This is a genomic window from Streptomyces sp. NPDC041205 (assembly GCF_055591765.1).
On sequence record NZ_JBVIZH010000002.1, the window covers coordinates 1,387,510 to 1,411,197 of the forward strand.

The following is a 23,688-nucleotide window of genomic DNA, read 5'->3' on the forward strand; positions in this document are numbered from 1 at the left end:
AGACAGGTTGCGCCGTTATCAATTCGTGACCTAATGTTGGAGGCGCCTCCGGCGTGCCCGGAAACTTCGGCCCCTCAACTCGTACGCCCCGCCCCCCCCCGCGGCGGGGCGTACGCATGCCCGCAGTCCGGAGGTGAGCGCGTGGCCGAGCCGATCACCGACCGCGACCGCGAAGCGGTGCGGCGCCTGCACGGCGAGGGCAAGAGCCGCAACCAGATCGCGCGCACCATCGGGCGCGGCGCCGCGAGCGTCTCAAAGATCGCGAACGAGCTCGGTCTCACCTTCTCCGGTGGCGCCCGCGTTGCTGCGGCCACCGAAGCCCATCGGGCGGACGCTGCCGTACGGCGCGAGCAGCTCGCCGACGATGCCCTCGACGGCGCCCTCGGACAAGTCGCCAAGACGACCGGGGCCGAGTCGGCACGCGATGCCCGCGACCACGCCACCGCCGCCCGTGCCCTGACCGACGTGCACGCCCGTGTCGCCGAGCTCGCCCGTCACATCGGCACGGGTACGAGTGGCGGCTCGATGCTCGACCGCCTCGCCGACGCCCTGCTCGGGCAGAGCGGGGGTGATGGCGAGGGGGGTTGATGACCGGCCCCCTGCCGCTGTCCGACAAGCAACTCGGCTCGATCCGCCGTGCCACGGCCCGGATCAACATCTGGCACGGCTCGGTGCGGTCGGGCAAGACGATCGCGAGCCTTGTGCGCTTCCTGCTCGCCCTGCGGCGCGCGCCCGCCTCGGGCCTCGTCGTCATCTGCGGGCGCAGCTTGCAGACCATCGAGCGGAACTGCCTCGACGTCCTCGCCGATCCGTCGCTGTTCGGCAACGTCGCCTCCGAAGTGCACCACACCCGCGGCGCCACCACCGCGACCATCCTCGGGCGCGTGGTGCATCTCGTCGGTGCCTCGGACGCGCGCGCCGAGGGACGGCTGCGCGGCATGACCGCAGCCCTCGCCTACTGCGACGAGGTCACCCTGCTCCCGCCGGAATTCTTCCGGCAACTCCTCGCCCGCCTCTCTGTCCCCGGTGCCATGTTGCTCGGGTCCACGAACCCGGACTCGCCGAAACACTGGCTACGGACCGACTACCTCGACCGCGCGCACGAGCTCGACCTCGCCGCGTTTCACTTTAAGCTCGCCGACAACCCGAGCCTTTCCGAGCAGTACGTCGCCGCGCTGGCCACGGAGTTCACCGGCCTGTGGCGCCGCCGCATGATCCTGGGCGAGTGGGTCGTCGCCGAGGGCGCGATCTACGACTGCTACGACGAGCAGCAGCACGTCGTCGACGAGCTGCCCCCGATGCGCCGCTACTGGTGCGGCATCGACTACGGGACCACCGCGCCCTTCTCGGCGCTCCTGCTCGGCCTCGGCGACGACGACCGCCTGTACGTCACGGGCGAGTGGCGCCACAACGCGCGCAAGGCACACCGGCAGATGACGGATGCCGCCTACTCCCGCGCCGTGCGCGCGTGGCTCGCTGAGCAGGACATCACGCCGGAGTGGACGTTCATTGACCCCTCGGCCGCGAGCTTCCTGGTGCAGATGTGGACCGACGGACACCCCGGGGTGGCCGGCGCGAGCAACACCGTCCTCGACGGCATCCGCTCGGTATCGGTCGCCCTCGACTCCGGCCTGCTGCGCATCCACCGCTCGTGCACCGCCCTGCGCGAGGAACTGCCCGGCTACGTGTGGGATGACACCGCCGCCGCGCGCGGCGAAGACAAGCCCGTCAAGAAGGACGACCACTCACTCGACGCGCTGCGCTACGCCGTCCACTCCACCGCGCAGGAGTGGCGCCCGCTACTCGCCACCCACACGTAACCGACCTATCACCGCCCCGGCCGCCCCGCCGGGGCCCCGGGCTCCGCCATGACCGAGGGGGCGCCATGCGTAGTTGGGTCGACCGGTTCCTCGACAAGGTCCGTGCCGCCGACCGGGGTTGCTGGGAATGGACCGGGCACATCAAGCCCAACGGCTACGGCCAGGTCCGGATCGCCCGCCGCCCGCTGCACGCGCACCGCGTCGCCTATGAGGCCGTGCGCGGCCCGATCCCCGATGGACTCGTACTTGATCACCTGTGCCGCAACCGGGCCTGTGTGAACCCCGATCACCTCGAACCCGTCACCACGCGGACCAACGTCCTGCGCGGCGAGGGTCCGGCCGCGCGCAACGCGCGGCGCACGCACTGTCTGCGCGGCCATGCCTTCGATGCGGCGAACACCTACGTCGCCCCGAACGGCGCCCGCAACTGCCGCACATGCCGCGCCGACCGCAGGCGGGGGGTGAAGCGTGCCCCTGCCTGCCAACGGCGCCCCGTGGCCACCGCCTAAACTCGCCGCACCGTATGCCGAGATCACAGTCGATGATGCGTGGTACTCCGGCGATCACAAGAAGCTCGCTACGGTCTACCACGACAACGCACTGCGCAAGGACGGGCGACGCCGCCTGTGGGGGCGCAACCGTCATGCGCAGCAGGGCGCGCGCGAGACCCCTCTGCACATTCCGCTTGCGGGCGACATCGCGACCGCTTCGGCCGACTTGCTGTTCAGCGAGCCGCCCACGTTCACCGTCGCCGACACCGGCACGCAGGCGCGGCTCGACGATCTCACCGAGACCGACGGCATCGCCAACACGTTGATCGAGGCGGCCGAGGTCGCCTCGGCACTCGGCGGGGTCTACCTCCGAGCGACCTGGGACCGGGCGCTGGCCGACCGGCCGTTGCTCACCGTCATGCACGCCGATGCCGCCGTGCCGGAATGGCGCTGGGGGCGCCTCGCCGCGGTGACGTTCTGGCACGAGCTCGCCTCGGACTCCGCCACCGTATGGCGCCACCTCGAACGACACGCCCCCGGCCGCATCGAGCACGCCCTCTACCAGGGCGGGCCGGACCGCCTCGGCGAGCGCGTGCCGCTCACCGAGCACCCCGACGTCGCCGACCTCGCCCACTCCCTCAGCCCCCAGGGCGACACCATCGAGACCGGTATCAGCCTGCTGACCGCGGCCTACGTCCCCAACATCCGGCCGAACCGGCGCCACCGCGGCAGCCCGTTCGGACGCTCGGACTACGCCGCCCCGCTGTATGACCTGTTCGACGCGCTCGATACGACATGGACCTCGTGGATACGCGATCTCCGCCTCGCCCGCGCACGCCTGCTCGTGCCCGAGGCGTACCTGCGCGATCACGGACCGGGCCGCGGCGCGAGCTTCGACGACGACCGGGAAATCTGGCAGGCCCTCTCCATCCCCCCGACCGAACAGGGCGCGGGCATCACCCTGTCGCAGTTCGAGATCAGGGTCGCCGAGCACACTCAGACCGCCGAGGCCATCACCCGGCAAGCGATCCGCAGCGCCGGATACTCGGCTCAGACCTTCGGGCTTGGCGACCAGGGCGCCGCCGTCACCGCCACCGAGATCAAAGCCCGTGAGCGCCGCAGTCTCACCACCCGCGCCAAGAAGGTGCGCTACTGGACACCCGCCCTGGCCGACATGCTGCACGCCCTGCTCATGCTCGACCGGCGCCTCTACACCCCGAGCGTGATCCCCGAGCGGCCCCGCATCGAGTTCGCCCCGGTGGTGAGCGAGGACCCGGCGAGCACCGCGCAGACCCTCGCCCTGCTGACTCAGGCCGAGGCCATCAGCGCTGAGACCCGTGTCCGTGCCCTTCACCCGGAGTGGGACGACACCGCCGTGCGCGAAGAGGCCGACCGCATCCTCGCCGAGACCGGGCGCACCGTGCCCGACCCCATGCAGACCGGTGCCCTCGCATAGGTCGTCACCGCGCGCCGAAGAGTAGCGCTAGGAGCTGTTCCGCCCGCGCCCTCACCTCCGGGTCAGGGTGCACCAGCGCTACAGCCATCAGCATGGCCAGCAGTAGGGCATACGCGAATAACGGGCCAGAGAAGATCTGCACTTGCTCCATAGCCCCGGGACGTTACTCGACATCACACATGGAGGGCCCCGGGTACCCGGGTACACACAGCCTCAGGGTATTGCGTATTGTTATTTCAATGTGTACTTTCATCAACGCCATTCCTTGATAAACGCGCAGCTCACAGGCCCTGCCCGACCCTCCCCCTTAAGCCCGCTCCACCAGCGTGACGGATTCGGGACGCCGGATCACCGGATTCCAATGTGACTCACGTCATGCATTCTTATCTAACCCCCACTTGCAGGCTTTTCGGCATTTAGCCGAAATATCTGGCGGGGGTGAGCGTGCCGATTCACCCTGGAATGGCGGAGAGCCTTTCCTCTGGCGTGCGGGACTTGTACGCCGACGCCGAGCTGCGGCTGCTCGAACTGATCGCCCGGCAGTTGGCCGACGGGTTCGACGCCCCGGGGTGGGCCGTGGCCAAGCTCGCCGCGGTGCAGCCCTTGCGGCGCGCGGCGCAGTCGGTTGTCGACGCCCTCGCGAGCGCTATGGAGCTCGCCGTTTTCCAGGCAGTCACCGAGGCGTACGACGTGGGGACGCGGGCGGGGCTCGCTGAGCTCGGCGCCTTGTCGGATGCCGACGCCCGGCGCGCCGCCGACGCCACCCCGAACACGCGCAGCGTTGACCGGCTCGCGGCCGAGGCGGTGCAGCTCGTCACCGCTACGCACCGCGGGATTCTCCGGGCCGTGGAGGACGTCTACCGGAAGGTGGTCGCTGCTGTCTCCGGCACGCCGCTGCTCGGCATCGACACTCGCAGGCAGGCGACGCAGCGCGCGGTGCAGCAGTTCACCGACCGGGGCATCGGCAGCTTCACCGACAAGGCGGGCCGTACATGGTCGATGACCACCTACGCCGAAATGGCGGTGCGCACGAGCACCGGTCGTGCCGCCGTCGAAGCGCACGCCGACCGGCTGCGCGCCGCCGACCTCGACCTCGTGGTCGTCTCCGACGCCCCACACGAGTGCCCGCTCTGCAAACGCTGGGAAGGCACGATTCTCGCCCTCGACGGTCCCGACGGTGCCCGCACGATCGAGGCCGAGCACGCCGTCGAGGACGGCCGCACCATACGCGTGCGCATCGCCGGATCGCTCGACGAGGCACGGCTCGCCGGACTGCAACACCCCAACTGCCGCCACAGCATCAGCGCGTACCTGCCTGGTGTGACCGTGCTGCCCGTCGAGCAGGCGCAGGACCTCGACGGGTACGAGGCCACGCAGCGACAGCGGGCGATCGAGCGCGCCATCCGACGATGGAAGGTCCGCAGTGCCGCCGCGGTCGACCCGGCCGCCAAACGCGCGGCCGACGCCCGCGTGCGCCTGTGGCAGTCCAAGATGCGCGACCACCTGGCCGCCCATCCCGAGCTACGCCGCAAGCGCGAACGCGAGGCCATCGGCGCCGGGAACCTCCCCTACGGCCGCCCCGCGCCGCCCGCCGCCGCGGTCGAGGCCGCGCGCCTACGGGCGGGCGACGAGCGCACCCCGGGGGAGATGAGCGAGCAGCAGGTCGCCGACGCGGTCGGTACCGGTCTGCTCGACGGACGCGACCTTGACCGGGCTGCGGCCGAGCTCGACCGGCGCGACGAGCAGGCGCTGCTCGACCGCATCCGCCCCGGCGGGCAACTCGCCGAGGACCTGACGCCCTTCTCGGATCGTGAGCTCGCGCGCGTCCTGGCTCGTCTCGGCGACGAGCAGGTGCTGCGCGTCACGGCGGAGATGGACCGGCGCGACGTCGCCGCCGCGCTGCCCGGGGTCCGGCCCGACCTCGTCGGCCTGTCCGACGAACAGCTCGCGCACCGCGCCCGTACCGCCACCGGCCCCGCGGAGTTCGCCGCACTCGCCGCCGAGGCGGACCGCCGCCAACTGCTCGCCGCCGTCTTCCCCAGCGGGCAGCTCGCCCCGGATATTTCGCCCTTCGGCGACGAGGTGCTTGCGTGGGCGATCCGGTACGCGCGCCCGGATGAGGCCGCCCGCCTGGCGGCCGAGCTCGACCGCCGGTACCCGGTCGTCCCGCCCGTCATGGCCACCGGGGCGAGCGTCGCCGACTACCTCGCCAACCGGACCGCCCTCGACGAGGCCATGCGGCCCGCGCGCCTGAGCGATCCACAGCCCGAGGACCCCGACCAGTGGGGCGCCTACGGGGCCGACGTCACCGAGGGCCCGGACGGCACCGAGGACATGTCCGCCGCCGAACGCTGGGCGTACGAGAAGGAGCTCGCCGAGCGCGAGGCCAAACTCGCCTACTCCCGCGAGGAGATACGCGAGATGTATCGCGAGCACGTGCACTTGCAGTTGCTCGCCGCCGAGGACTACACCCGCGGATTCCTCCTGAACAAGAAGGCCACCGCCGCAGGCATCGACCCGTACAGCCTGTTCTCCGGCCCCGCACACGTCGCCTACGCCCGCGCGTCCGAGGACTTGATCAGGTTCTGGGACGAGGTGAGCCCGAGAATCACTCTCGCCGAGTTCACCGAGCAGGTCACCGGGGTGCGCAGCGACGCGGCCGAGACCGCCCGGCACGCCGTCCACGACCAGCGCCGCAAACGCTAGGAAAGGGGGGCGCGTTGGGATTCCGTGAGGACATGCTCAACGCCGAGCAAGCAGGCCGCGAGGCCGCATCGAGCGGCCGCCCGTCGACCGACTGCCCACACCCCACCGACTGCCTGCTACGCCTCGCCTGGATACGTGGCTACGTCGCGAGCGAAGATCAACAATGACAACAACAGGAACGCTAAGACAGCGACGGGGCAAGCGCGCAGCATATTCACGAAAACATGCCGAGCACTTACCCCTAAACCCGCGTTCAGTCTCGCAGCCACTTGAAAGTCACTCGACTCCCCGGCTGAAGATTATCCAGGTTCCCGAAATCAAGAACCCAGACCATTATCCTGAACTGCTTGGCCTTCCACAGCGAGAATTGCTGATTGTTCTTCACTTGATCGGACCACAAGCCGTTTTGCGCTGTAAAGTTTCCTTGACTGGGGTCAATTGTCACGTCCCATTGCGAGCCCAGCCCGTCTCGAATCACGAGAGTCTTCCGCCACATAGCCGAGCTGTCAGAAGTCAGCACGAATTCAATAGCGTCAGCGCCGATGGCGTTGGGGGTGATCGTGTAGGAGATCAGGTCGGCCGAATCTTCGGTCTTGAAATCTCCAGAAGGGCGAGTCGCCCAGTCCGCCGGCAGCCCGATTGCTTGAACAGGACGCGTGGTGGGAACCACGAGGCCCGGGGCAAAGTAGGGCATAGTCAGATAGACGCCGTTACCCCTGTCGAGTTGCTGCATAAGGGCAGCTTGACCGCGAAGGTAAGCTGCGACGACGGCTAGCACGAGTGCCGGTATTCCTGGCACCTTGCTTGCCAATAGAGCAGATAAATCGCCGCCCCGGTTGGAGGTTTCAACTGCGGCCGCTACATCCTCGTGCTCGAGTATGAGGACGACACCCCAGACGTTGTTCGTCAACTGCGCCATCACTCAGCCTCCAACTGGCACTTCGAGGCCATAGTTGACGCGGTCATCGCTGGGATCAGAAAGAGCGCAAGCAGCGATTCCGACCATTGGGGCCGAGGGTGGATTCTCACCGATTGGCGATAAGGGCTCCCGAGGAGCCTCCGCCGCTTCTTCTACCCCTGGCACGAGCGGGGGAAGTACGAGGATTCGCGTGCGTTCATCCCATTCGTGGACGGTGATTTCGAGCCCTTCGACCGAGATCCCCAGTTCTTGCAGTGCCTCGCCAGGCCGCTCTACAAGTTTCTTGCGAAACTCAGGGTCCACCGTTCCGCGTTGGACCGCCAGATCCCAAAGGGGCCCTTCCTGAGCTGCGGAAATTCTACTCACCATTGATCACTCCCCCCTCAACCCGAATGTGCCTTTTAGGTCTTTTTACTGCGCATTAGAGACCACGTCAACCTCGACACTTTACTGGCGAAAAAAAGCCCTCACTCAGCTAACTCGAAATAACTCAAATCCCTTTTATCCCTGCCTCGAAGGGACAACCAACCATGCCTGAACGCTCCCTCGTCAACTCCCTGCCCACCCACCCCCGCAATGGGCTGCGTGCCCTCGGCTATCGGCGCGACGGCCGCCCGATCTGGCCTATCCAGGGCGGCTCGGGCGAGGGCGGCGACCCGGGCACCGCCCCCGGCGCCCCGCCTGCCGGTCCCCCGGAGCCGCCCGCCGCCGAGCAGCAGCTCGCCGACGTCACCAAGCGCGCGGACGAGGCCGCCGCCGAGCGCGACCAACTGCGCGCCGCACTCGACGCGGTGAACAAGGCGCTCAACCCGGGCGCCGAGCAGGGCGGGCAGGACCCGGCCGCGCTCGCCGCCTCGGTCGCCGACCGCGACAAGCAACTCGGCCAGGCCGCCGCCGATCTGCGCGCCGCGCAGGTCGAGCTCGCCGCCTACAAGGCCGCAGCAGCACAGGGCGCGCGGGCCGACCGGCTGCTCAACTCCCGCAGCTTCGCCGCCGCCCTCGCCGCCCTCGACCCAGGCGACGGGAAGTTCGACGAACAGCTCGCCACCGCGATCAAAGCGGCCGTGGACACCGACCCCGACCTGTACCGCCCCGCCGCACAACCGACCCGTGGTGGAGCCGAGTTCAACGGCGCCCCTGCGGGCGAGCGCCGCGCCGCCACCCTGCACGACGCCGTCGCCGCCCACATGAGCGGCGCCTGAACGACCTAGGAGAAACGCTTTGCCCACATCCCTTACCGAGGCGCGCAACAACGCGCAGGACGACGTCGACGTGAACGTGATCGACGAGTTCCGGAAGTCGAGCGACATCCTCGACCGCCTCACCTTCGACAACGTCGTTTCCCCGACCGGCGGCGACACTCTGACGTACGGGTACCGGCGCCTGATCACGCAGCGCACCGCGGAGTTCCGTGCGCTGAACACCGAGTACGCCCCGGCCGAGGTGGAGACCCGGCGTTACGACACCGAGCTCACGCCGCTTGGCGGCAGCTTCCGCATCGACCGGGTGATCTCGCGTATCGGCCCGGCCGCCTCGGGCGCGGTGACGCTGAACATGCAGCAGCTCATCAAGGCGAGCCGCGCCAAGTTCGCCGACGCCGTGATCAACGGCGACAAGGCCGTCGAGACCAACGGGTTCGACGGATTGTCGAAGATCCTCACCGGGAGCTCGACCGAGTACCTGCCGCTGAACAACGGCGTCCCCGCCGGATTCGTCGACTGGACGGCGATCAACGACAAGGCCGCCGCGCTCGTCGCGCAGACGCACATCGACAACTGGCTCGCCACCCTCGACGACACCCCGGATGTCATCTACGGCAACCGCAAGACGCTCGCGCTGTTCAAGCGCATCGCCGCCTGGTGCGACCAACTCGACCGCACGACCGATGCGTTCGGCCGCCCCGTGGTCGCCTACAACGGCATCCCGTTGACCGACCTCAAGAGCAAGGCGGGAAGCAACACCGACGTGATCGGCCTCGTCACCCGCGACCCGGACGGCGCCGGTAGCGGCGGGAACGTGACCGGACTCGGTGACCTGTACGCCGTGCGGTACGGGCTCGATGGGTTCCACGGGGCGAGTGTCGGCGGGGGCGCCCCGCTGGTGTCCACGTGGCTGCCCGAGTTCGGCCAGGCGGGCGCTGTGAAGACGGGCGAAGTCGAAATGGGTCCGCTCGCCCCGGTACTCAAGGCGACGAAGGCGGCCGGTGTCTTCCGCAACATCAAGAGCGCGTGATGCTCGTGAACACGATGCGCATTACCGCTCCCATCGAGGACTACACCGGCGATGGGCCGGGCGGGCTGCTGTTCGTCGACGGCACCGCCACCACCAGCGACCCGGCCGTCATCGGCTACTGCCAAGGCGCCGGATACCGCATTGAGCCACTCGGCGACGACCCGCCGCCGACCATCGTGCAGGAGGTTCCCGACGGCCCACCGGACAAACCGGCGGGCCGCTCTGCTGCCCGCTCCAAGAGGGGGTGAGCCGTTGGTCCGCCGCCCCTACGCCACCCCCGAACAGCTCGCCGCATGGCTCGGCACCCCCGCCCCAGCGGACGCCGTGCGGCTGCTCGCCCGCGCGGGCGAGGACCTCGACTCGGCACTGCTGACCGCCGTCTATCAGGGCGACGACGACGGCAACCCCACTGACCCGCGCATCGCCGCCGCACTCAGCGATGCCGTCTGCGCGCAGGTCGAGTACTGGATCACCAGTGGGGACGACGGGACCGGAGCGGGCGGGGTCTGGGACTCCGTCTCGATCGGCCCTGTGTCCCTGTCCGGGCGCAGCAGGACCTCGTCGGCCACCGGCGAGGCTGAGCTCGCCCCGCGGGCCGTGCGCGCGCTGCGCCGGGCCGGACTCACCCCGGGGCGGGTGATCGCGTGGTGAGCGTGCCGCGGTTTCTGCTGCGGCACCGTGTCGTCGTCGAGCCGTATCTCGGCGACTCCGCGTACGGCAAAAGGTTCGGGCCGGCCGTTGCCGATGTGCCCGCGCTCGTCGCCGAGACCGTGCGCCAAGTCCGCGCCCCGGACGGGCGCCACGTCACCTCGACCGCACAGGTGATCGCCAAGCCCGGCCTCGTGTGCCCGCCCGGCTCCCGCCTCACCCTGCCCACCGGGCGCACCACGACCGCCATCACGGTCGCGCACCACACCGCGCCCGGCCTGCCGGTCCCGGCCTGCACGGAGGTGATGTGCGAATGAGCCCCCAGCGCACCCGCCTCACGTTCAGCGGCGACGCGGCCCTGCGCGCCACCCGCGAGGGTGCCGTGCGCGGACTGCGGCTCGCCGCCGAGCACGTCCTCGCCGAGGCACGCAAGCTCGTCCCCCTCGACGAGGCCACCCTGGAACGCTCCGGGACCGCATCCGTCGACGAGGCCGACCTGACCTCCGCCGTCTCCTTCGACACCCCGTACGCGATCCGGCAGCACGAAGAGCTCACCTACCGGCACGCGCCCGGACGGTCCGCGAAGTACCTCGAACGCCCGATGGCGGACGAGGCCGCCACGGTCAAGGCGATCATCGCCGCGCAGGTACGGCGCGCGCTCCGGTGAGCGCCGTCGCCGAAGTCGTCGACGGTCTCGCGCGGCTGCTCGCCGAGCACCAGGTCGCCGCCTACCGGCCCGATGGGGTGTACGCGGCGGGCGAGACCGCGCTCACCGACACCGTCATGCCCGAGCAGCCCGACCGCGTCATCTGCCTGACCGTCTACGCCGCCGAGGAATCCCCCGCCCTGACCGACACCGCGTTCGCCGTGCAGGTGCGCACCCGCGCCGGGACCGATCCGCGCGAGGCCGCTGCCCTCGACGAGCAGGTGTTCGCCGTCCTGCACGGGTTGCGGCACCTCGCCCTCGCCACGGTCCGGATCACGCTCGCGCACCGCGTCTCTGCCGCCTCGCTCGGCGCCGATCCCGTCGGCCGCTTTGAGCGCACCAGCAACTACCGCGTTCGCGGCCACCGGCCGCACTCACGCCTCGAATAGGAGGACCCTCCCCCTTGAGTACGCCCACACCACCGGCTGAGACCGAGACCGCCTTGGCCAGGCGCTACCGGCTCGAACTCAACACCGGTACCACCACACCGGCGTGGACCCTCATCCCGGGCGTTCTGGAGTTCGCGCCGAAGGTCGAGCCGACGCAGCAGAAAAGCACCACTTACGACGACGAGGGGTGGGCCGACTCCACGGTGACCGAGCTCGCATGGTCCATCGAGACCAAGCTCGCCCACCGCTGCCACCCCGAAACCCGCGTCTTCAACCCCGCCCAAGAGCGGCTGCGGCTCGCGTCCGAGTCGTTCGGTGCGGCCTCCCGCGTGCACGTGCGCTACTTCGACCGCGAGGGCCGCGACGAGGCGTACGAGGGGTTCGCCCTGGTCACCTGGGAGCCGGAAGGCGGAGCCCCGGACGACCTCGACACCGTCAAGGCCACGCTGACCGGTAAGGGGCCGCGTCGGAAGATCGCCAACCCCGTTGCCCCGCCCTCCGGCGGCACGCTCGCCCCGACAGCCGACGAGCCGCCGACCACGGACAAGACGAGGAGGGCCGCGTAGTGGCATGTGAAGCCATCGACGAGTTCCTGAACGAACCTCTTGTGCTGCCGATCGGCAACCGCAGCTACACCATTCCTCCGCCGTCGGCCGACACCGGGGTGCGCGTGCAGCGCCTCATGCGGGCCGCCGCCAAGGTCGCCAACGGTGCCGACGTCGATACCGAACTCCTCGGCGACGCCGACGAAGAGGCCCTGTACCGCGACCTGCTCGGAACCGCCTACGACACGATGCGGGCCGACAACGTCAACTTCCCCGCCCTCAAGGCAGCCGCGCAGACCGTCATCACGTGGATCGTCCACGACAAGGCGACGGCTGAACGCGTCTGGTCCGCGGGCGGCGACCCAAACCGCCTGACCCCGCCCAACCGGCAGCAGCGCCGCTCGGACGGGGCGAATACGACGCAGCCTCAGGGCTCTACGAGTGGTACGAGTACCCGCCCGGCACGGCCCCGCGCGCGCAAGCGCCGTCGCTGACCTGGGCTCAACTCCTCGACGAATGGCCGCTGATCGAGGCGGACCTGCACGAGACATACGGAATCGATCTCGGCGACCCGCACATGATGCGCTCCCGCTCCTGGCGATGGCTCCGCGTGCGCGTCCTCGGTCTGCTGTCGGCCGACTCCCGACTCGCCCGCCACCTCGCACCGAGCACCGACCGGTAGCCCCGTGCACTAGTTCCCGAGCAAGATACTTTGCTGAACCCTAACACGAAGACGCATCGAGACCATAGAATCTAAGGCAGAAACCCCAGATCAACTCCGGCTATCGACGGGCTTCGCAAATTCCACGGAGGACACCTTGGGATTACAGCGAGACGCCTCCAAAGAATATGCCTACTATCCACACGGCTGGCTATGGCCTTCGAATTCATCTAATTTCATGAAATCGATGCTTCTATTCTTTGACGGCGTCGCACTATCACTGCCTCACGACATCGCAGAGCGGCTTATACGCATGAGCCCCGATCTCGCGCAGCCGCTACACGAAAAGCGACTTCTGGTAAATCTGCCGCCAGAAACAGCGCTCCAGCCGTCCACAGCCCGCAATCTATCGGAAGATCTTTATCGAATCCTAGAAACTTTCATACCGGACCCAGATGCCGGATATAGCGAGATCGGGCATTTCAACTGGGGGGTGAATTCGGGAACCGAAGCAGATCGGCTAACTCAGATGCTGATCAGACGAGGAATCGCCTCGCGCCACACCTATGACGCAGATCGGTTCTGGATAGATTCGCGACTTTACGACGTCGAGCCAACCGCCCGACTCTTGATCTTCATGGCCTACTGTAAAGCTCTCCAAAGCGACATTCAGTCGCTTGGCGAAATTACACTCTCGCCAGTTTCCGATTCAGGGCACTCGGAAGCCTCCAGATGGCTTCACTGCTCTCTTAGCCGCCCATTTGAACACCCACCTAGCACTAACAGACCTTTTCGTCCCGGCCAGATAATAACCTCGGATTTACGTGGGGCTGGCGCAGATTTATCCACCGTCCCTCTCGACGAAGTACTAGATTTCCGAGCTCAGCACAGGACAGAATTTCGCGCTTACGCCAAGGGCTTGCGCGAACTAGTCCATATGCACGGCAACCTCTCCGACTCGCACTTTCAACAAGAGGTTCGAGAGCGCTCTCGGCAGATTCAGGAAGAGGAGGAAGGGCTGAAACGAGCCACACGTCAGTGGCTCCGACGGACATCTGTCGCGACTGGCCTGGCTGCCATTGGTGCAACATGGACTGCGAAGCAAGGCGACCTTATAGGCGCCTTGCTCGCTGCTTCCGCTGCGGCCGCCACACTCTCTACCGCACCTCGCCCTGTCACTGCATACTCCTATATTCTTAGAGTCGGCAACGATCTGAGATAACTCATAAGGGGAAGCTTCACCCCCGTAAATCGGGGCCAATCTCTCCACGCGCCACTCTGCTAGGACCGCATGTAGGAATTACTGCGCCCACGTCCTGACACCCGACGGGAGGTGGGCGCCCGTGGTCTTGCGTATCGGCGAACTGTTCGGAGTCATCAACCTCGACGACTCCGGCGCGCGGCGCGGGATCGCCCGGACCGAGGCCGGTCTCAGTGACCTCGCCAGGTCTGCCAGCGGATGGCTTCGGGATCTTCGGGGGCGTTTTGCCGCCCAGGGTGCGGCCATGGGCGGCGAGCTCGGCGACGGCGTCCGCTCCGGTGCGCTGCGTGCTGCAGTTGGCTTCGGAGTGCTCGGCGCGGCCGTGCCCGCGGTCGCCGCGGCCACGGCCGCGCTCGGCGGGCTGGCCGCGGGCGCCGCCGCCGCAGGGCTGGCCGTCAAAGCCTTCTCCGCTGCGGTCGGGCCGCAGATGGATGGCGTACAGGAGGTCGCCAAGCTCGCCGAGGAAGCCGAGAAGGCGGCGGCCGAGGGCGCGGCCGATGCCGCCGAGAAACAGGCCGCCTACACCGCGGCGCTCGCCGAACTACCGCCCGCCACACAGCAGACGGCGCGCGCGTTCCTCGGCCTGAAGTCGGACTATCAGCAGTGGTCGGACGCGCTCAGCGCCACCACGATGCCCGTCGTCACCAAGGGCATCACGACCCTGCGTGGTCTGCTCCCGACCTTGACCCCGTTCGTCGAGGCCGCGTCTGGGGCGTTCTCGTCTTTCCTCGACGACGTCGAGGAAGGGGTCGAGTCTGCCCGCTTCAAGGAGTGGGCCACGGACACGGCCGCGGCTTCCGGGCCCGCACTGCGGGACCTGCTGGCCGTCGTCAAGAACCTCGGCGTGGGCTTCGGTGGCTTGCTGCAAGCCTTCCTGCCTGCCTCCGCCGGGATCACTGGCGGACTGGTGGACATGTCCGGGGCGTTCGCCAACTGGGGCAGCAGCCTTGCCGGGTCCGAGGGGTTCGAGCACTTCCTCAATCTGGCGGACGAGGGCGGCGAAACCCTCGGCAGTCTCGCCGGGGCCTCCCTTGATCTGCTCGTCGCGCTCGGCCCGCTCATCGGCGTGGGAACGCAGATCGCGCTCGTCCTGGCGCAGATCGTCAGCGCCACCCCCACCCCGGTCCTGACCGCGCTTGCGGTGGCGATCGGCGCGGTGACCGTGGCCTCGAAGGCCTGGGCCATCGCGCAGACCGTCGTCGCCGTCCGCAACAGGATCTGGACCGCATCTCAGTGGACCTTGAACGCGTCCATGTATGCCTCGCCGGTGTTCTGGATCATCGCCGGGATTGTCGCCCTCGTCGCGGCCATCGTGATCATCGCGACCAAAACCGACTGGTTCCAACAGGCGTGGTCGGCCGCGTGGGGGCTCATCCGGTCCGCGGCGAGTGCGGCGGTCGCCGCCATCGACACCACGCTCGCGTGGTTCGGCAGCTTGCCGGGCAAAGCCGCCGCCTGGTTCGGCGGAGTCAAGGACACCGCCACCGAGAAGATCAGCAGCTTGACGTCGTGGCTCGGCGGACTGCCGAGCCGTACCGCGTCCGCGCTCGCTGGCCTGCCCGGCACGCTCCGCGGCGCAGCCTCCCGAGGCTTCGGTGCCTTCCGCTCGGCCGCCGGGCAACAGGCGACCGCCTTCCTGGCGTGGGCGCGCGGTTTCCCCCGGAGCATCGCCGCCGGAATCGGCTCCCTCGGCGGACTGCTCCGCGGGCACGGCCGCGACGTCGTGCGCGGTCTATGGGCCGGCATCCGCTCCATGGGCGGGTGGCTGAAGAGCACGATCACCGGATGGGCGAAATCCGTCATCCCCGGCCCGGTCGCCCGGGCCCTGCGGATCGGAAGCCCCTCACGCCTCATGGCGGATGAAGTCGGGCGCTGGATTCCCGCGGGCATCGTCGAGGGCATCGAGGCAGGCGCCCCCGCCATCGACCGCACCATGCGCACCCTCGTCGCCACCCCCACCCCCGGACAGGCCACCGCCGCCGCCTACGCAGCCACCGCACCGCGTACAGCAGGGGGAGCCGACGGCGGGCGCCTGGTCCTCGACGTCACCGGCGCCGACGCCGAGTTCAAGAGGGTCATCCGCCGCATGGTCCGCGTCGACGGCCGCGGCAGCGTACAGACAGCCTTCGGCACATGAGCGGGGGTGAGCCTGTGGCGTTCCCCGACTCCGCGCTCGGCGCGCGCGTCGAACTGCTGCTCGGCGCCGCGTGGGTGGACATCACCGCGCACGTGTTCACCCAGTCGCCGATCACGATCACGCGCGGGCGCCCGGACGAAGGCGCCCGCACCGACGCGTCAACGTGCTCCTTCGTCCTCGACAACAGGTCGGGCCGCTACTCGCCCCGCAATCCCCGCTCAGACCTATACGGGCTCCTGGGCCGCAACACCCCCGTACGCGTCTCCATCCAGCCCGACCCCGCGAGCCCGCGCCTGATCCGCTTCGTGGGCGAGGTCCCGGCATGGCCCATGCGCTGGGGCACCCCGCACGACGTCACCGTGCCCGTACAAGCGGCCGGCATCCTGCGCCGCCTGGGCCAAGGCGCCGCACCCCTGCACTCGTCGATGCGCCGCGAATTCACCCACCCCTCGCGCACGAGCATCGTGGCGTACTGGCCGCTCGAAGACGGGGCAGAAGCCTCGGAGTTCGCTTCCGCTCTGCCCGGCGCCGCCCCGATGCGCATCAGCGTCCCCGGGGTACGTCCGGCCGCCTACAGCGGGTATGCAGCCTCCGATGCGCTGCCCACCCTCGGCGAGGGCGCGCTCACCGCCACCGTGCCCCGCTACAAGCTCACCACCGAGACCGCGCTCCGCGTGGTCGTGGTCATCCCCCAGACGCCGCCCGAGCATGAGATCCCGCTGTGCACGGTGGCCTCGACCGGGCTCGTCGCCCGCTGGACCATCACCCTGCGCCCCGACCAACGACTGAGCCTGTACGGCCGGACGCTTGGGGGCGTCGAGTTGGTGCGCCTGGTCGGTGGCGGCGACACCCTCGCCGGACGCCGCCTCACGCTCGGACTCGACCTCGAAGACCGCGGCATCTCCACCGGGTGGCGCCTGTACTACCTCGACGTCGACACCTGGTCGATGACCGGCGGGGGCGGTGTACCGCAGTGGTCGGGCACGACCGTGAGCGGCGCGTCCGGCCGAATCACCCACATCAGCATGGGCGGCGACGCCTCCGGCGAGCTCGCGGTCGGCCACGTCGTCCTCGCCACCCGCCTCAACGCCTACGCCAACACCGGGTCAGCCATGATCGCGTGGGCAGGTGAGGGCGCGGGAGCGCGCCTTGAGCGCCTCGCCCGCGAGGAACAGATCCCGCTCGACTCCACCGGCCGGACCGGCGCCCTTGCCACACGTGTGGGCGCGCAGCGCGTCGCCGCGCTCCTCGACCTGTGGCAGGAGGTCGCCGACGCCGACGACGGCCGCCTCTACGAGCCGCGCGAGCGTCTCGGCCTGGCCTACCGAACCCGCGCCACCCACTACACACAGCCCGTCGCGCTCACCCTGGACTACGCCGAGCGCGAGGTCGAGGCTCCCCTCGAACCCGTCGACGACGATCAGGCCACGCGTAACGACATCACCGTGCAGCGCACCGGAGGCAGCTTCGCCCGCGCGGTGCGCGAGGACGGCCCTCTCTCGGTGCAGCCACCGCCGCAGGGCATCGGCCGGTACGCCGAACAGGTCTCCTTGGCCCTCGCCGACGACGTGCAATGCGCGCCCATGGCGTGGTGGCGGCTGCACCGCGGCACCTGGGACGCACCCCGCTACCCGGCCGTGTCCGTCGCCCTGCACGAGGCACCGCACCTCGTCGGACCGGTGGCCACGGTCGACGTCGGCGACCGCCTCACCATCACCCACCCGCCCCCATGGCTCCCGCCCGAGCGCGTCGAGCTCATCGTCGAGGGCTACACCGAAGTGCTCGCCCCGCGCGCCTGGGAGATCGAGTTCTCGTGCTCGCCCGGCGGGCCGTGGCTGGTCGCCACCACCGACCACGCCGAGTACGCCACCGCCGGGCCCGACGCCGTCGAGCTCACCGCCGACGCCGACACCACCACCACACAGATCACCGTGCGCACCGCCGCGGGCCCGCCCTGGCCCACCAGCGCCACCGCCCCGGCCCTGTACCCGATTCCGGTCCGCATCGGCGGCGAACAACTCGACATCACCGCAGTTGGCCCGGGGGCACGCCCCGGCGAGCAGGTCCTCACCGTGACCCGCGCGACCAACGACGTCGCACTGCCCCACCGCGCGGGCGCCGCCGTGCAGCTCGCCCGCCCCGCGCTCGTCGCCTTGTGAAGGGAAGTCGCCCCTGTCCACGCCCATCGATCAGTGGGTGCCCGGCATGCAGGTCACCGCCGGGCGCCTGCAATACATGCTGGAGCGGCTGTCGGAGTCGCTGACCGTCACCTCGTACGGGGCAACCGGGTCCGGCACGGTCGACGACGCCCCCGGCATCCAAGCCGCCCTGACCGCAGCGAAGTTGCTCGGCGGAGGATGGATCGTGGTGCCACCCGGCACGTACCTGCTCGCCAGCCTCCCCCTGCGCATCTACCGCAACACAAGGCTGACGCTGCTGCCGGGCGCCAGGTTCGTGCGCGGCATCGCCGAGACGATGCTGATCAACGGTGACCCGGGGCAAGGTTTCGGCGGGTACACCGGGCACGGCAACATCGTGGTGGAGGGCGGCATCTGGGACTGCCAGGGCTCCGCCCCCGGGTTGAAGGCGCCCGCCATGTGCATCAGCATCGGCCACGCCCGCGACATCACCATCCGCGACCTCGAAATCCGTGACGTTGCCGGGTACCACGCCATCGAGCTCAACTCGACCAAGCGCGGCACCATCGACACCTGCCGCTTCCTCGGGTACGTCGACACTGGCCAGCGGGATTTCAGCGAGGCTGTGCAGGTCGACTTGGCCAAGAGCAGCGGAGTGTTCGGTGGCTTCGGCCCATACGATCACGCGGCCGCCGAAGACATCACCATCCGTAACTGCTACTTCGGGGCGTCCGGCACCGCGGGCACGACGGCATGGCCGCGCGGGATCGGCTCGCACTCGGCGACGATCACCCGGTGGCACCGCCGCATCAAGATCATTGGGTGCACGTTCGAGGACATCCCGCAGTACGCAGTCTCGGCCTACAACTGGGAAGACTCCAACGTCACCGCCTGCACGTTCCAGGGGTGCGGCTCCGGAGTACGGCTCCGCACGGTCATCCTCACCGACAAGGAAGACACCAAGCTGCCCGACGGCACGCAGACCAACGCCTCGCAGGACATGAGGAATCTGTCCGTCACCGGCAACACCTTCCGCGGCGGCACCGGCTACGACGACGTGATCACCGCACTCGGCGAAACCTCCGGCCTGATCCTGAACCTGACCGTCACCGGCAACACGCTCGACGGCAACGCCAAGGGACAGAACGGCATCCGCGTCCAGCGCACCAGCCGCGCCACCATCGGCCCCAACGTGATCACCAACGTCACCGGCACGGGCATATCCGCCGGTGACAGCGGCAACCTGACCGTGACCGGCAACCAGGCGTGGGGCATAGACGCCAACGGCATCGCCCTGACCCGCTGCGACCACTCCAGCGCAACCGCCAACCAGGTCCGCGAGATCGGCCAGACCGGGCTACTCGTCTCGGACGGCAACGACATCCACCTCAAGACCAACTACGTCCGCGCGCCCGGCCGGGCGAAGAACGCCACGTACTACGGCATCCGGATCTCGTCACCCGCATCGTCGGTCACCGTCACCGGCAACAAGGTGAGGCCCTACGGCAGCGGCGCCGAGGCCATCCACGCTTTCTCTGCCGAAGCGGGCGTGACCTTCGTGCACCGCTACGGCAACGACTTCCGCGGCTCCACATGGACCGGCAACGCCGCCATGAACGACAGCTCGACATCGCCGAGCACGTCGGCCGCCGACCTCACCTGAACCCGCACCGTCCGTACGCCCCCGCGCGCCGCGCCCGGGGGCTCTTTCATGCCTGCTCCAAGGAGTGCCCTTGAAGTTCGTCACGCGTGCCCAGTGGCGCGCCCGACCCTCCCGTTACGACCTGACCTACATACGCAGCACGCGCGGCGTGAAGATCCATTACGAAGGGACGTCCGTCCCCGCGTCCCTCGCGCGCCCGGAGAACCACAAGCAGTGCGCGGCCCGGATGCGCGCCCTTCAGGCAAGCCACCTCGCCAACACCCAGGAGAACTACTCCGACATCGCGTACAACGCCCTCGTCTGCCCGCACGGCTACGTGTACGAGGGACGCGGCACCCACAAGAAGACTGGCGCCAACGGCAACGCCACGCTGAACTCGGCGCACTACGCGGTGTGCGCCATGCTCGGCAACTCCGGCCTGACCAAGCCGACCGACGCCCAACTCGCCGGACTGCGCGACGCCGTCGAGTGGCTGCGCTCCAGCGGCGACGCCGGACGCGAGATCAAGGGCCACCGCGACGGTTACCCGACCGCATGCCCCGGCGGACCCCTGTACGCGTGGGTCAAGCAGGGCGCCCCGCGCCCCGGCGGCAGCAACCCGGAGCCCCCACGGCAGTTCGAGCCGTTCCCCGGCGAGAAGTGGTTCAAGACGAGTCCGCGCTCGCCGATCGTCACCGCCATGGGCCACCGCCTGGTCGCCGAAGGCTGCTCCGCCTACGCCGAAGGTCCCGGACCCCGGTGGACCGCCGCCGACCGCGCCTCCTTCCGGAAGTGGCAGCGCAAGCTCGGCGACGCCCCCGAGTACTGCGACGGGTGGCCCGGCCCGCAGCAGTGGGCCGCCCTCAAGGTCCCCAAGGCCTGACTCCTGCCGTCGCCCGACGGGCCGCTCGCCGCCCGCGGGCGGCCCACTTCCCCCCTTCACCTTCTACGGAATGAGGTACCCCCATGACCGACGCCGCTCGCCGCACCATCCGCACGGTGGTGCAGACCGTGCTCGCCCTCGCCGCCGGACTCCCGCTCATCATCGAGGCCGCAGGCATCCCCCAGACCGCAGCCGGCATCGGTGTCGCGCTTGCCGTCGCCGGTGGCATCACGCGTGTGATGGCCCTGCCGGTGGTCGAGAACCTACTGCCCCGGTGGCTGCGCGCGGTTCCACACCGCGACGACGAGTTGCTCGGCCTCGACCGCACGCGAGGGGGGAGCCGGTGAGCGACCCTTCGCCGGGCCCGTCCGTTGCGGTCGAGCTGGAGCGACTGCGCGGGACCATGGCCGAGGGGTTCGCCCGCGTCGACGGCTCCCTCGCCCTCCTCGTGCAACGCGGCGAACAGACCGACCGCGCCCTCGACGACCTCGACACCCGCGTCGAGGCCCTGGAGCGGAACCGCTGGCCGCTCCCCTCTCTCACCGCACTCGTCGCCGTCATCAGCCTGTCCCTGACCGCCTGGCAACTCCTCCACTGAACTCTTGCCCCCTCCGCCTCAGGGCGGAGGGGGCTTTTCGCTGTGCTGGCAAGCCTTCTGCGAAGCCGAACGGGTACCGTTCAAGCGTCGAGTCAGACAGGAGCCAGCCAGCATGCACGCTCTACCTCATGACCACACCGGCACTCGCATCAAGCGTCTGCGACTAGAGCGCCACCTCACCCAACGCGCTCTGTCAGACCTCTCTCAGGTGCCATACAGCACCCTCACGAAGACCGAGCAGGGCGTAATCGCTGCCAGTCCTCACGTCATTGCCAGCGTGGCCCGCGCAATGCGTGTGGACGTCTCCACCATCACCGGCCAGCCGTACATGACCGAGCTGCGAGCCGATGAGCTGGACGTCTTGATACGCCCCATTCGCGAGGCACTTGACGTCTACGACCTAGGACCGGACCCGGACATCCATCCACGACCGCACCAACTCCTCGCAGACGATGCCGAGGAGCTCCTCGTTGCGGTCCGCGCCGGGGAGATCAAGCACGTTGCGAGTCGGGTGTCAGGGCTGATTCAGGAGGTCACCACCGCAGCGCACAGCTCCGCCACGTCCGAAGGCTGGTTGCTCCTTGCGAGCACCTACCGCACGGCCTACGACGTTGCGACGAAGCTAGGCTTCGCCGACCTCGCCGCAATCGCCCTATCCCGAATGGATTGGGCGGCCCACCGCGCCTCGGACGCCGTATTCGGCGGCATGTACCGCTACATGCGCGCCCTGACGTACCTACGCGAGGGACAATTCCGCACCGGTGAACGCCTCGTGGACATGGGGCTGAGCATCCTGGAACAGGCAGACCCAGGCCGCGAACGCGACGTCGTCACCGGGCAACTGCATCTGGGTGCAGCCGTTATGGCCGGTCGAGCACACGATAAGGGCCGCGCAGACGGGCACTTGGCGGAGGCCGAGCGCATGGCCGGGCAGACCGGCGAGGCCGTCAAGGTGCACTGGTTGAGTTTCGGTCCGACCAACGTGGCCGTACACCGGGTGAGCGTCGCCGCCGAACTCGACGAGTACGGAGATGCCGTCACATCAGGCCGCACCGTCCGCTTCCCGAAGGACTGGCCGGCCTCGCGCCGCAGCCACCACTACGCCGAGCTCGCTCGTGCACAGATGTGGACAGGCGACATCGACGCCGCGTTCACCAACCTCTTGGCCTCCCGCAAGGCCGCACCTCAACAGGCGCGATATCACCCCACGGTGCGCGAGACGTACGCCGGGCTGGAAGCCGCGAAGCGCCAGCTACCCGACAGCTTCCTTTCTTACGGCTCCTGGCTGGGAGCATAACCAACCGTCACCCTCTGGCCCTGACTATCAACACCCCGTGATAGTCAGGGCTTTTACGTGGGTCCAGCATGCGATGACAGCCACACCGGCCACGGAGTGGCGTTAATGACCGCCCAGCTCACCTGTTGAGGGGCCCCGCATGTCGGACCAGGATTCGGCCGAGCAGGCCGCGCCCAGCACCTCGCCGCCCTCCACCGACGAACTCTTAGCCCGCTCCGCCGAGTTGCAGCGTCAGCTTGCCGCGCACGAGGTGGTCCTGCGTGGCAAGGAGCGGAAGTGATGGGCACCATCTACCGCCCTCGTGAGCACACCATCGCACCGAACCGGGAGCCGGACGCCGAGCCGATCGCCCGGTCCATGGAATGCATGGTGTGTGGTGCGACGAGCCCGGTCAGCGAGGACCACGTCGCACCGCAGGACTGGGTCTTGGACCACGTTCGTGAGTTTCCCGCGCATCTCGACTACCGGGAACACGTCACACTGCCCTACCGCGTGCGCCCCGGGCAGTGGCTGTGAACCCCGCCGTCGTACCGCCGACGGCTCCCGCGCCGCTGGTGCGGCCCGTGGCGGTGTGGTGCGAGGTCACGATCGGCGGAGGTCCCGCCACCCTCGCCGCGGCCCGGGAGTGGGTTCTCGACGGCTACGTCGCTCCGTCCCCGCGTCTCGCGATGCGGTGGTTCGACGTGTGGGCGCCGCGTCTGGCCGACCGCATCGACCCTCCCCTCGACACGGTGTGGCTCCAAGGACCCCACAAGATCGGCGCCATACGCGTGGTCGAGCACGACCCGTCCGACCCGGCCACCCCGCTGCGCGCGTGGCCCTACGACATCGAGCTGCACGACCAGGCGCTCGACGTCCTCGGCGAGGGCGCGGTCTTCCGCCTCGCGGTCATGGACCGGCACGGCTGCTACAGCCTCTCGGCCCGCCCACTCCTCACCCGCGCCGGCCCCCACGACTGCGCGCCCTATGCCCCCGCCCCCTACCGCGGACGCCCTGTCTCGGCCCTCCCCACGCGGCCGGACACCCCGCAGTAGGGGTGCGGGTCCACCCAAAAAGAGTGCCTCGGCGACCGCGTAGGACCGGCCGCCGAGGCGAGGCCACCAGCTACACAGGAGCTGACGACCCAATGCGCGACCTTATCGCCCGCACGTTAAGAGCC

At 69.1% G+C, this 23,688-nt stretch carries 26 protein-coding genes; 25 read left to right on the plus strand and 1 reads right to left on the minus strand.

Translation table 11 applies throughout. The annotated features are described in order from the left end of the window. Nucleotides 1-141 precede the first annotated feature (141 nt). The 6 genes from ACZ6BG_RS13235 (at nucleotide 142) to ACZ6BG_RS13260 (ending at nucleotide 6,640) form a co-directional block, all read left to right on the plus strand. Nucleotides 142-588: a helix-turn-helix domain-containing protein gene (locus ACZ6BG_RS13235; protein WP_468999931.1), complete on the plus strand. Its 447-nt coding sequence runs from the start codon at nucleotides 142-144 to the stop codon at nucleotides 586-588. Beyond that, nucleotides 588-1,820 carry a PBSX family phage terminase large subunit gene (locus tag ACZ6BG_RS13240; RefSeq protein ID WP_468999932.1) on the plus strand — a complete coding sequence of 411 codons (1,233 nt, stop codon included), beginning with the start codon at nucleotides 588-590 and terminating at the stop codon, nucleotides 1,818-1,820. Before ACZ6BG_RS13235 ends, ACZ6BG_RS13240 begins: the two co-directional genes overlap by 1 nt. A 65-nt stretch (nucleotides 1,821-1,885) precedes the next feature. Beyond that, entirely contained in the window at nucleotides 1,886-2,329 is a 444-nt protein-coding gene (locus ACZ6BG_RS13245; RefSeq protein ID WP_468999933.1) for an HNH endonuclease signature motif containing protein, read from the plus strand. Next, entirely contained in the window at nucleotides 2,289-3,767 is a 1,479-nt protein-coding gene (locus tag ACZ6BG_RS13250; RefSeq protein WP_468999934.1) for a phage portal protein, read from the plus strand. The genes ACZ6BG_RS13245 and ACZ6BG_RS13250 overlap by 41 nt, the downstream gene beginning before the upstream one ends. A gap of 462 nt (nucleotides 3,768-4,229) precedes the next feature. Further along, complete coding sequence (locus ACZ6BG_RS13255) at nucleotides 4,230-6,473, plus strand: phage minor capsid protein (protein ID WP_468999935.1); 2,244 nt, start codon at nucleotides 4,230-4,232, stop codon at nucleotides 6,471-6,473. A gap of 32 nt (nucleotides 6,474-6,505) precedes the next feature. Further along, the gene (locus ACZ6BG_RS13260; RefSeq protein WP_468999936.1) at nucleotides 6,506-6,640 is read left to right on the plus strand and encodes an Rmf/CrpP fold protein; all 135 of its coding nucleotides are present in this window, start codon (nucleotides 6,506-6,508) and stop codon (nucleotides 6,638-6,640) included. An 86-nt stretch (nucleotides 6,641-6,726) separates the two neighbouring features. Here the strand turns inward: ACZ6BG_RS13260 and ACZ6BG_RS13265 are convergent, their stop codons facing one another. Further along, nucleotides 6,727-7,392 (minus strand): hypothetical protein, encoded by a 666-nt coding sequence (locus tag ACZ6BG_RS13265; RefSeq protein WP_468999937.1) that lies wholly within the window; start codon nucleotides 7,390-7,392, stop codon nucleotides 6,727-6,729. A 530-nt stretch (nucleotides 7,393-7,922) separates the two neighbouring features. On the opposite strand from ACZ6BG_RS13265, the gene ACZ6BG_RS13270 reads away from it, so the two are divergent. The 19 genes from ACZ6BG_RS13270 to ACZ6BG_RS13360 all read left to right on the plus strand — a co-directional run bounded on the left by ACZ6BG_RS13270 (nucleotide 7,923) and on the right by ACZ6BG_RS13360 (nucleotide 23,563). Beyond that, complete coding sequence (locus ACZ6BG_RS13270) at nucleotides 7,923-8,594, plus strand: hypothetical protein (protein ID WP_468999938.1); 672 nt, start codon at nucleotides 7,923-7,925, stop codon at nucleotides 8,592-8,594. Between the two features lie 19 nt (nucleotides 8,595-8,613). Then, the gene (locus ACZ6BG_RS13275; RefSeq protein WP_468999939.1) at nucleotides 8,614-9,624 is read left to right on the plus strand and encodes a major capsid protein; all 1,011 of its coding nucleotides are present in this window, start codon (nucleotides 8,614-8,616) and stop codon (nucleotides 9,622-9,624) included. Next, entirely contained in the window at nucleotides 9,621-9,872 is a 252-nt protein-coding gene (locus ACZ6BG_RS13280) for a hypothetical protein (protein ID WP_468999940.1), read from the plus strand. Before ACZ6BG_RS13275 ends, ACZ6BG_RS13280 begins: the two co-directional genes overlap by 4 nt. A gap of 4 nt (nucleotides 9,873-9,876) precedes the next feature. Continuing rightward, the gene (locus ACZ6BG_RS13285; protein ID WP_468999941.1) at nucleotides 9,877-10,275 is read left to right on the plus strand and encodes a head-tail connector protein; all 399 of its coding nucleotides are present in this window, start codon (nucleotides 9,877-9,879) and stop codon (nucleotides 10,273-10,275) included. Nucleotides 10,276-10,277: 2 nt separating this feature from the next. Continuing rightward, nucleotides 10,278-10,589 (plus strand): hypothetical protein, encoded by a 312-nt coding sequence (locus tag ACZ6BG_RS13290; protein WP_468999942.1) that lies wholly within the window; start codon nucleotides 10,278-10,280, stop codon nucleotides 10,587-10,589. Beyond that, on the plus strand, nucleotides 10,586-10,939 hold the full coding sequence (locus ACZ6BG_RS13295) for a hypothetical protein (RefSeq protein WP_468999943.1): 354 nt from the start codon (nucleotides 10,586-10,588) through the stop codon (nucleotides 10,937-10,939). The genes ACZ6BG_RS13290 and ACZ6BG_RS13295 overlap by 4 nt, the downstream gene beginning before the upstream one ends. Next, nucleotides 10,936-11,367 carry a minor capsid protein gene (locus ACZ6BG_RS13300; protein ID WP_468999944.1) on the plus strand — a complete coding sequence of 144 codons (432 nt, stop codon included), beginning with the start codon at nucleotides 10,936-10,938 and terminating at the stop codon, nucleotides 11,365-11,367. Before ACZ6BG_RS13295 ends, ACZ6BG_RS13300 begins: the two co-directional genes overlap by 4 nt. A gap of 14 nt (nucleotides 11,368-11,381) precedes the next feature. Then, nucleotides 11,382-11,933: a phage tail tube protein gene (locus ACZ6BG_RS13305; protein WP_468999945.1), complete on the plus strand. Its 552-nt coding sequence runs from the start codon at nucleotides 11,382-11,384 to the stop codon at nucleotides 11,931-11,933. Beyond that, nucleotides 11,933-12,406 carry a DUF7426 family protein gene (locus tag ACZ6BG_RS13310; protein ID WP_468999946.1) on the plus strand — a complete coding sequence of 158 codons (474 nt, stop codon included), beginning with the start codon at nucleotides 11,933-11,935 and terminating at the stop codon, nucleotides 12,404-12,406. The genes ACZ6BG_RS13305 and ACZ6BG_RS13310 overlap by 1 nt, the downstream gene beginning before the upstream one ends. Before the next feature lie 1,510 nt (nucleotides 12,407-13,916). After that, entirely contained in the window at nucleotides 13,917-15,971 is a 2,055-nt protein-coding gene (locus ACZ6BG_RS13315; protein ID WP_468999947.1) for a phage tail protein, read from the plus strand. Continuing rightward, on the plus strand, nucleotides 15,968-18,130 hold the full coding sequence (locus ACZ6BG_RS13320) for a hypothetical protein (protein ID WP_468999948.1): 2,163 nt from the start codon (nucleotides 15,968-15,970) through the stop codon (nucleotides 18,128-18,130). Before ACZ6BG_RS13315 ends, ACZ6BG_RS13320 begins: the two co-directional genes overlap by 4 nt. Nucleotides 18,131-18,176: 46 nt before the next feature. Beyond that, nucleotides 18,177-19,772 (plus strand): right-handed parallel beta-helix repeat-containing protein, encoded by a 1,596-nt coding sequence (locus tag ACZ6BG_RS13325; protein ID WP_468999949.1) that lies wholly within the window; start codon nucleotides 18,177-18,179, stop codon nucleotides 19,770-19,772. 70 nt (nucleotides 19,773-19,842) lie between these two features. Continuing rightward, complete coding sequence (locus tag ACZ6BG_RS13330; protein WP_468999950.1) at nucleotides 19,843-20,634, plus strand: peptidoglycan-binding protein; 792 nt, start codon at nucleotides 19,843-19,845, stop codon at nucleotides 20,632-20,634. An 83-nt stretch (nucleotides 20,635-20,717) separates the two neighbouring features. Further along, nucleotides 20,718-20,981 (plus strand): hypothetical protein, encoded by a 264-nt coding sequence (locus tag ACZ6BG_RS13335; protein WP_468999951.1) that lies wholly within the window; start codon nucleotides 20,718-20,720, stop codon nucleotides 20,979-20,981. Further along, nucleotides 20,978-21,232, plus strand: coding sequence for a hypothetical protein (locus tag ACZ6BG_RS13340; RefSeq protein ID WP_468999952.1), 255 nt, complete (start codon nucleotides 20,978-20,980; stop codon nucleotides 21,230-21,232). The genes ACZ6BG_RS13335 and ACZ6BG_RS13340 overlap by 4 nt, the downstream gene beginning before the upstream one ends. Before the next feature lie 112 nt (nucleotides 21,233-21,344). Further along, a complete protein-coding gene (locus ACZ6BG_RS13345; protein WP_468999953.1) occupies nucleotides 21,345-22,529 on the plus strand; it encodes a helix-turn-helix domain-containing protein in 1,185 nt (394 codons plus the stop codon). Nucleotides 22,530-22,668: 139 nt separating this feature from the next. Further along, complete coding sequence (locus tag ACZ6BG_RS13350; RefSeq protein WP_468999954.1) at nucleotides 22,669-22,809, plus strand: hypothetical protein; 141 nt, start codon at nucleotides 22,669-22,671, stop codon at nucleotides 22,807-22,809. After that, the gene (locus ACZ6BG_RS13355; protein WP_468999955.1) at nucleotides 22,809-23,045 is read left to right on the plus strand and encodes a DUF7848 domain-containing protein; all 237 of its coding nucleotides are present in this window, start codon (nucleotides 22,809-22,811) and stop codon (nucleotides 23,043-23,045) included. Before ACZ6BG_RS13350 ends, ACZ6BG_RS13355 begins: the two co-directional genes overlap by 1 nt. Continuing rightward, nucleotides 23,036-23,563: a hypothetical protein gene (locus ACZ6BG_RS13360; RefSeq protein ID WP_468999956.1), complete on the plus strand. Its 528-nt coding sequence runs from the start codon at nucleotides 23,036-23,038 to the stop codon at nucleotides 23,561-23,563. Before ACZ6BG_RS13355 ends, ACZ6BG_RS13360 begins: the two co-directional genes overlap by 10 nt. Nucleotides 23,564-23,688 lie beyond the last annotated feature (125 nt).

What these genes read in the sequence shown, in the direction of transcription:
- ACZ6BG_RS13240 (WP_468999932.1), top strand. Translation starts at nt 588, where the DNA reads ATGACCGGCCCCCTGCCGCTGTCCGACAAGCAACTCGGCTCGATCCGC.
- ACZ6BG_RS13245 (WP_468999933.1), top strand. Translation starts at nt 1,886, where the DNA reads ATGCGTAGTTGGGTCGACCGGTTCCTCGACAAGGTCCGTGCCGCCGAC.
- ACZ6BG_RS13255 (WP_468999935.1), top strand. Translation starts at nt 4,230, where the DNA reads ATGGCGGAGAGCCTTTCCTCTGGCGTGCGGGACTTGTACGCCGACGCC.
- ACZ6BG_RS13260 (WP_468999936.1), top strand. Translation starts at nt 6,506, where the DNA reads ATGCTCAACGCCGAGCAAGCAGGCCGCGAGGCCGCATCGAGCGGCCGC.
- ACZ6BG_RS13265 (WP_468999937.1), bottom strand. Translation starts at nt 7,392, where the DNA reads ATGGCGCAGTTGACGAACAACGTCTGGGGTGTCGTCCTCATACTCGAG.
- ACZ6BG_RS13270 (WP_468999938.1), top strand. Translation starts at nt 7,923, where the DNA reads ATGCCTGAACGCTCCCTCGTCAACTCCCTGCCCACCCACCCCCGCAAT.
- ACZ6BG_RS13295 (WP_468999943.1), top strand. Translation starts at nt 10,586, where the DNA reads ATGAGCCCCCAGCGCACCCGCCTCACGTTCAGCGGCGACGCGGCCCTG.
- ACZ6BG_RS13320 (WP_468999948.1), top strand. Translation starts at nt 15,968, where the DNA reads ATGAGCGGGGGTGAGCCTGTGGCGTTCCCCGACTCCGCGCTCGGCGCG.
- ACZ6BG_RS13325 (WP_468999949.1), top strand. Translation starts at nt 18,177, where the DNA reads ATGCAGGTCACCGCCGGGCGCCTGCAATACATGCTGGAGCGGCTGTCG.
- ACZ6BG_RS13335 (WP_468999951.1), top strand. Translation starts at nt 20,718, where the DNA reads ATGACCGACGCCGCTCGCCGCACCATCCGCACGGTGGTGCAGACCGTG.
- ACZ6BG_RS13345 (WP_468999953.1), top strand. Translation starts at nt 21,345, where the DNA reads ATGCACGCTCTACCTCATGACCACACCGGCACTCGCATCAAGCGTCTG.
- ACZ6BG_RS13350 (WP_468999954.1), top strand. Translation starts at nt 22,669, where the DNA reads ATGTCGGACCAGGATTCGGCCGAGCAGGCCGCGCCCAGCACCTCGCCG.
- ACZ6BG_RS13355 (WP_468999955.1), top strand. Translation starts at nt 22,809, where the DNA reads ATGGGCACCATCTACCGCCCTCGTGAGCACACCATCGCACCGAACCGG.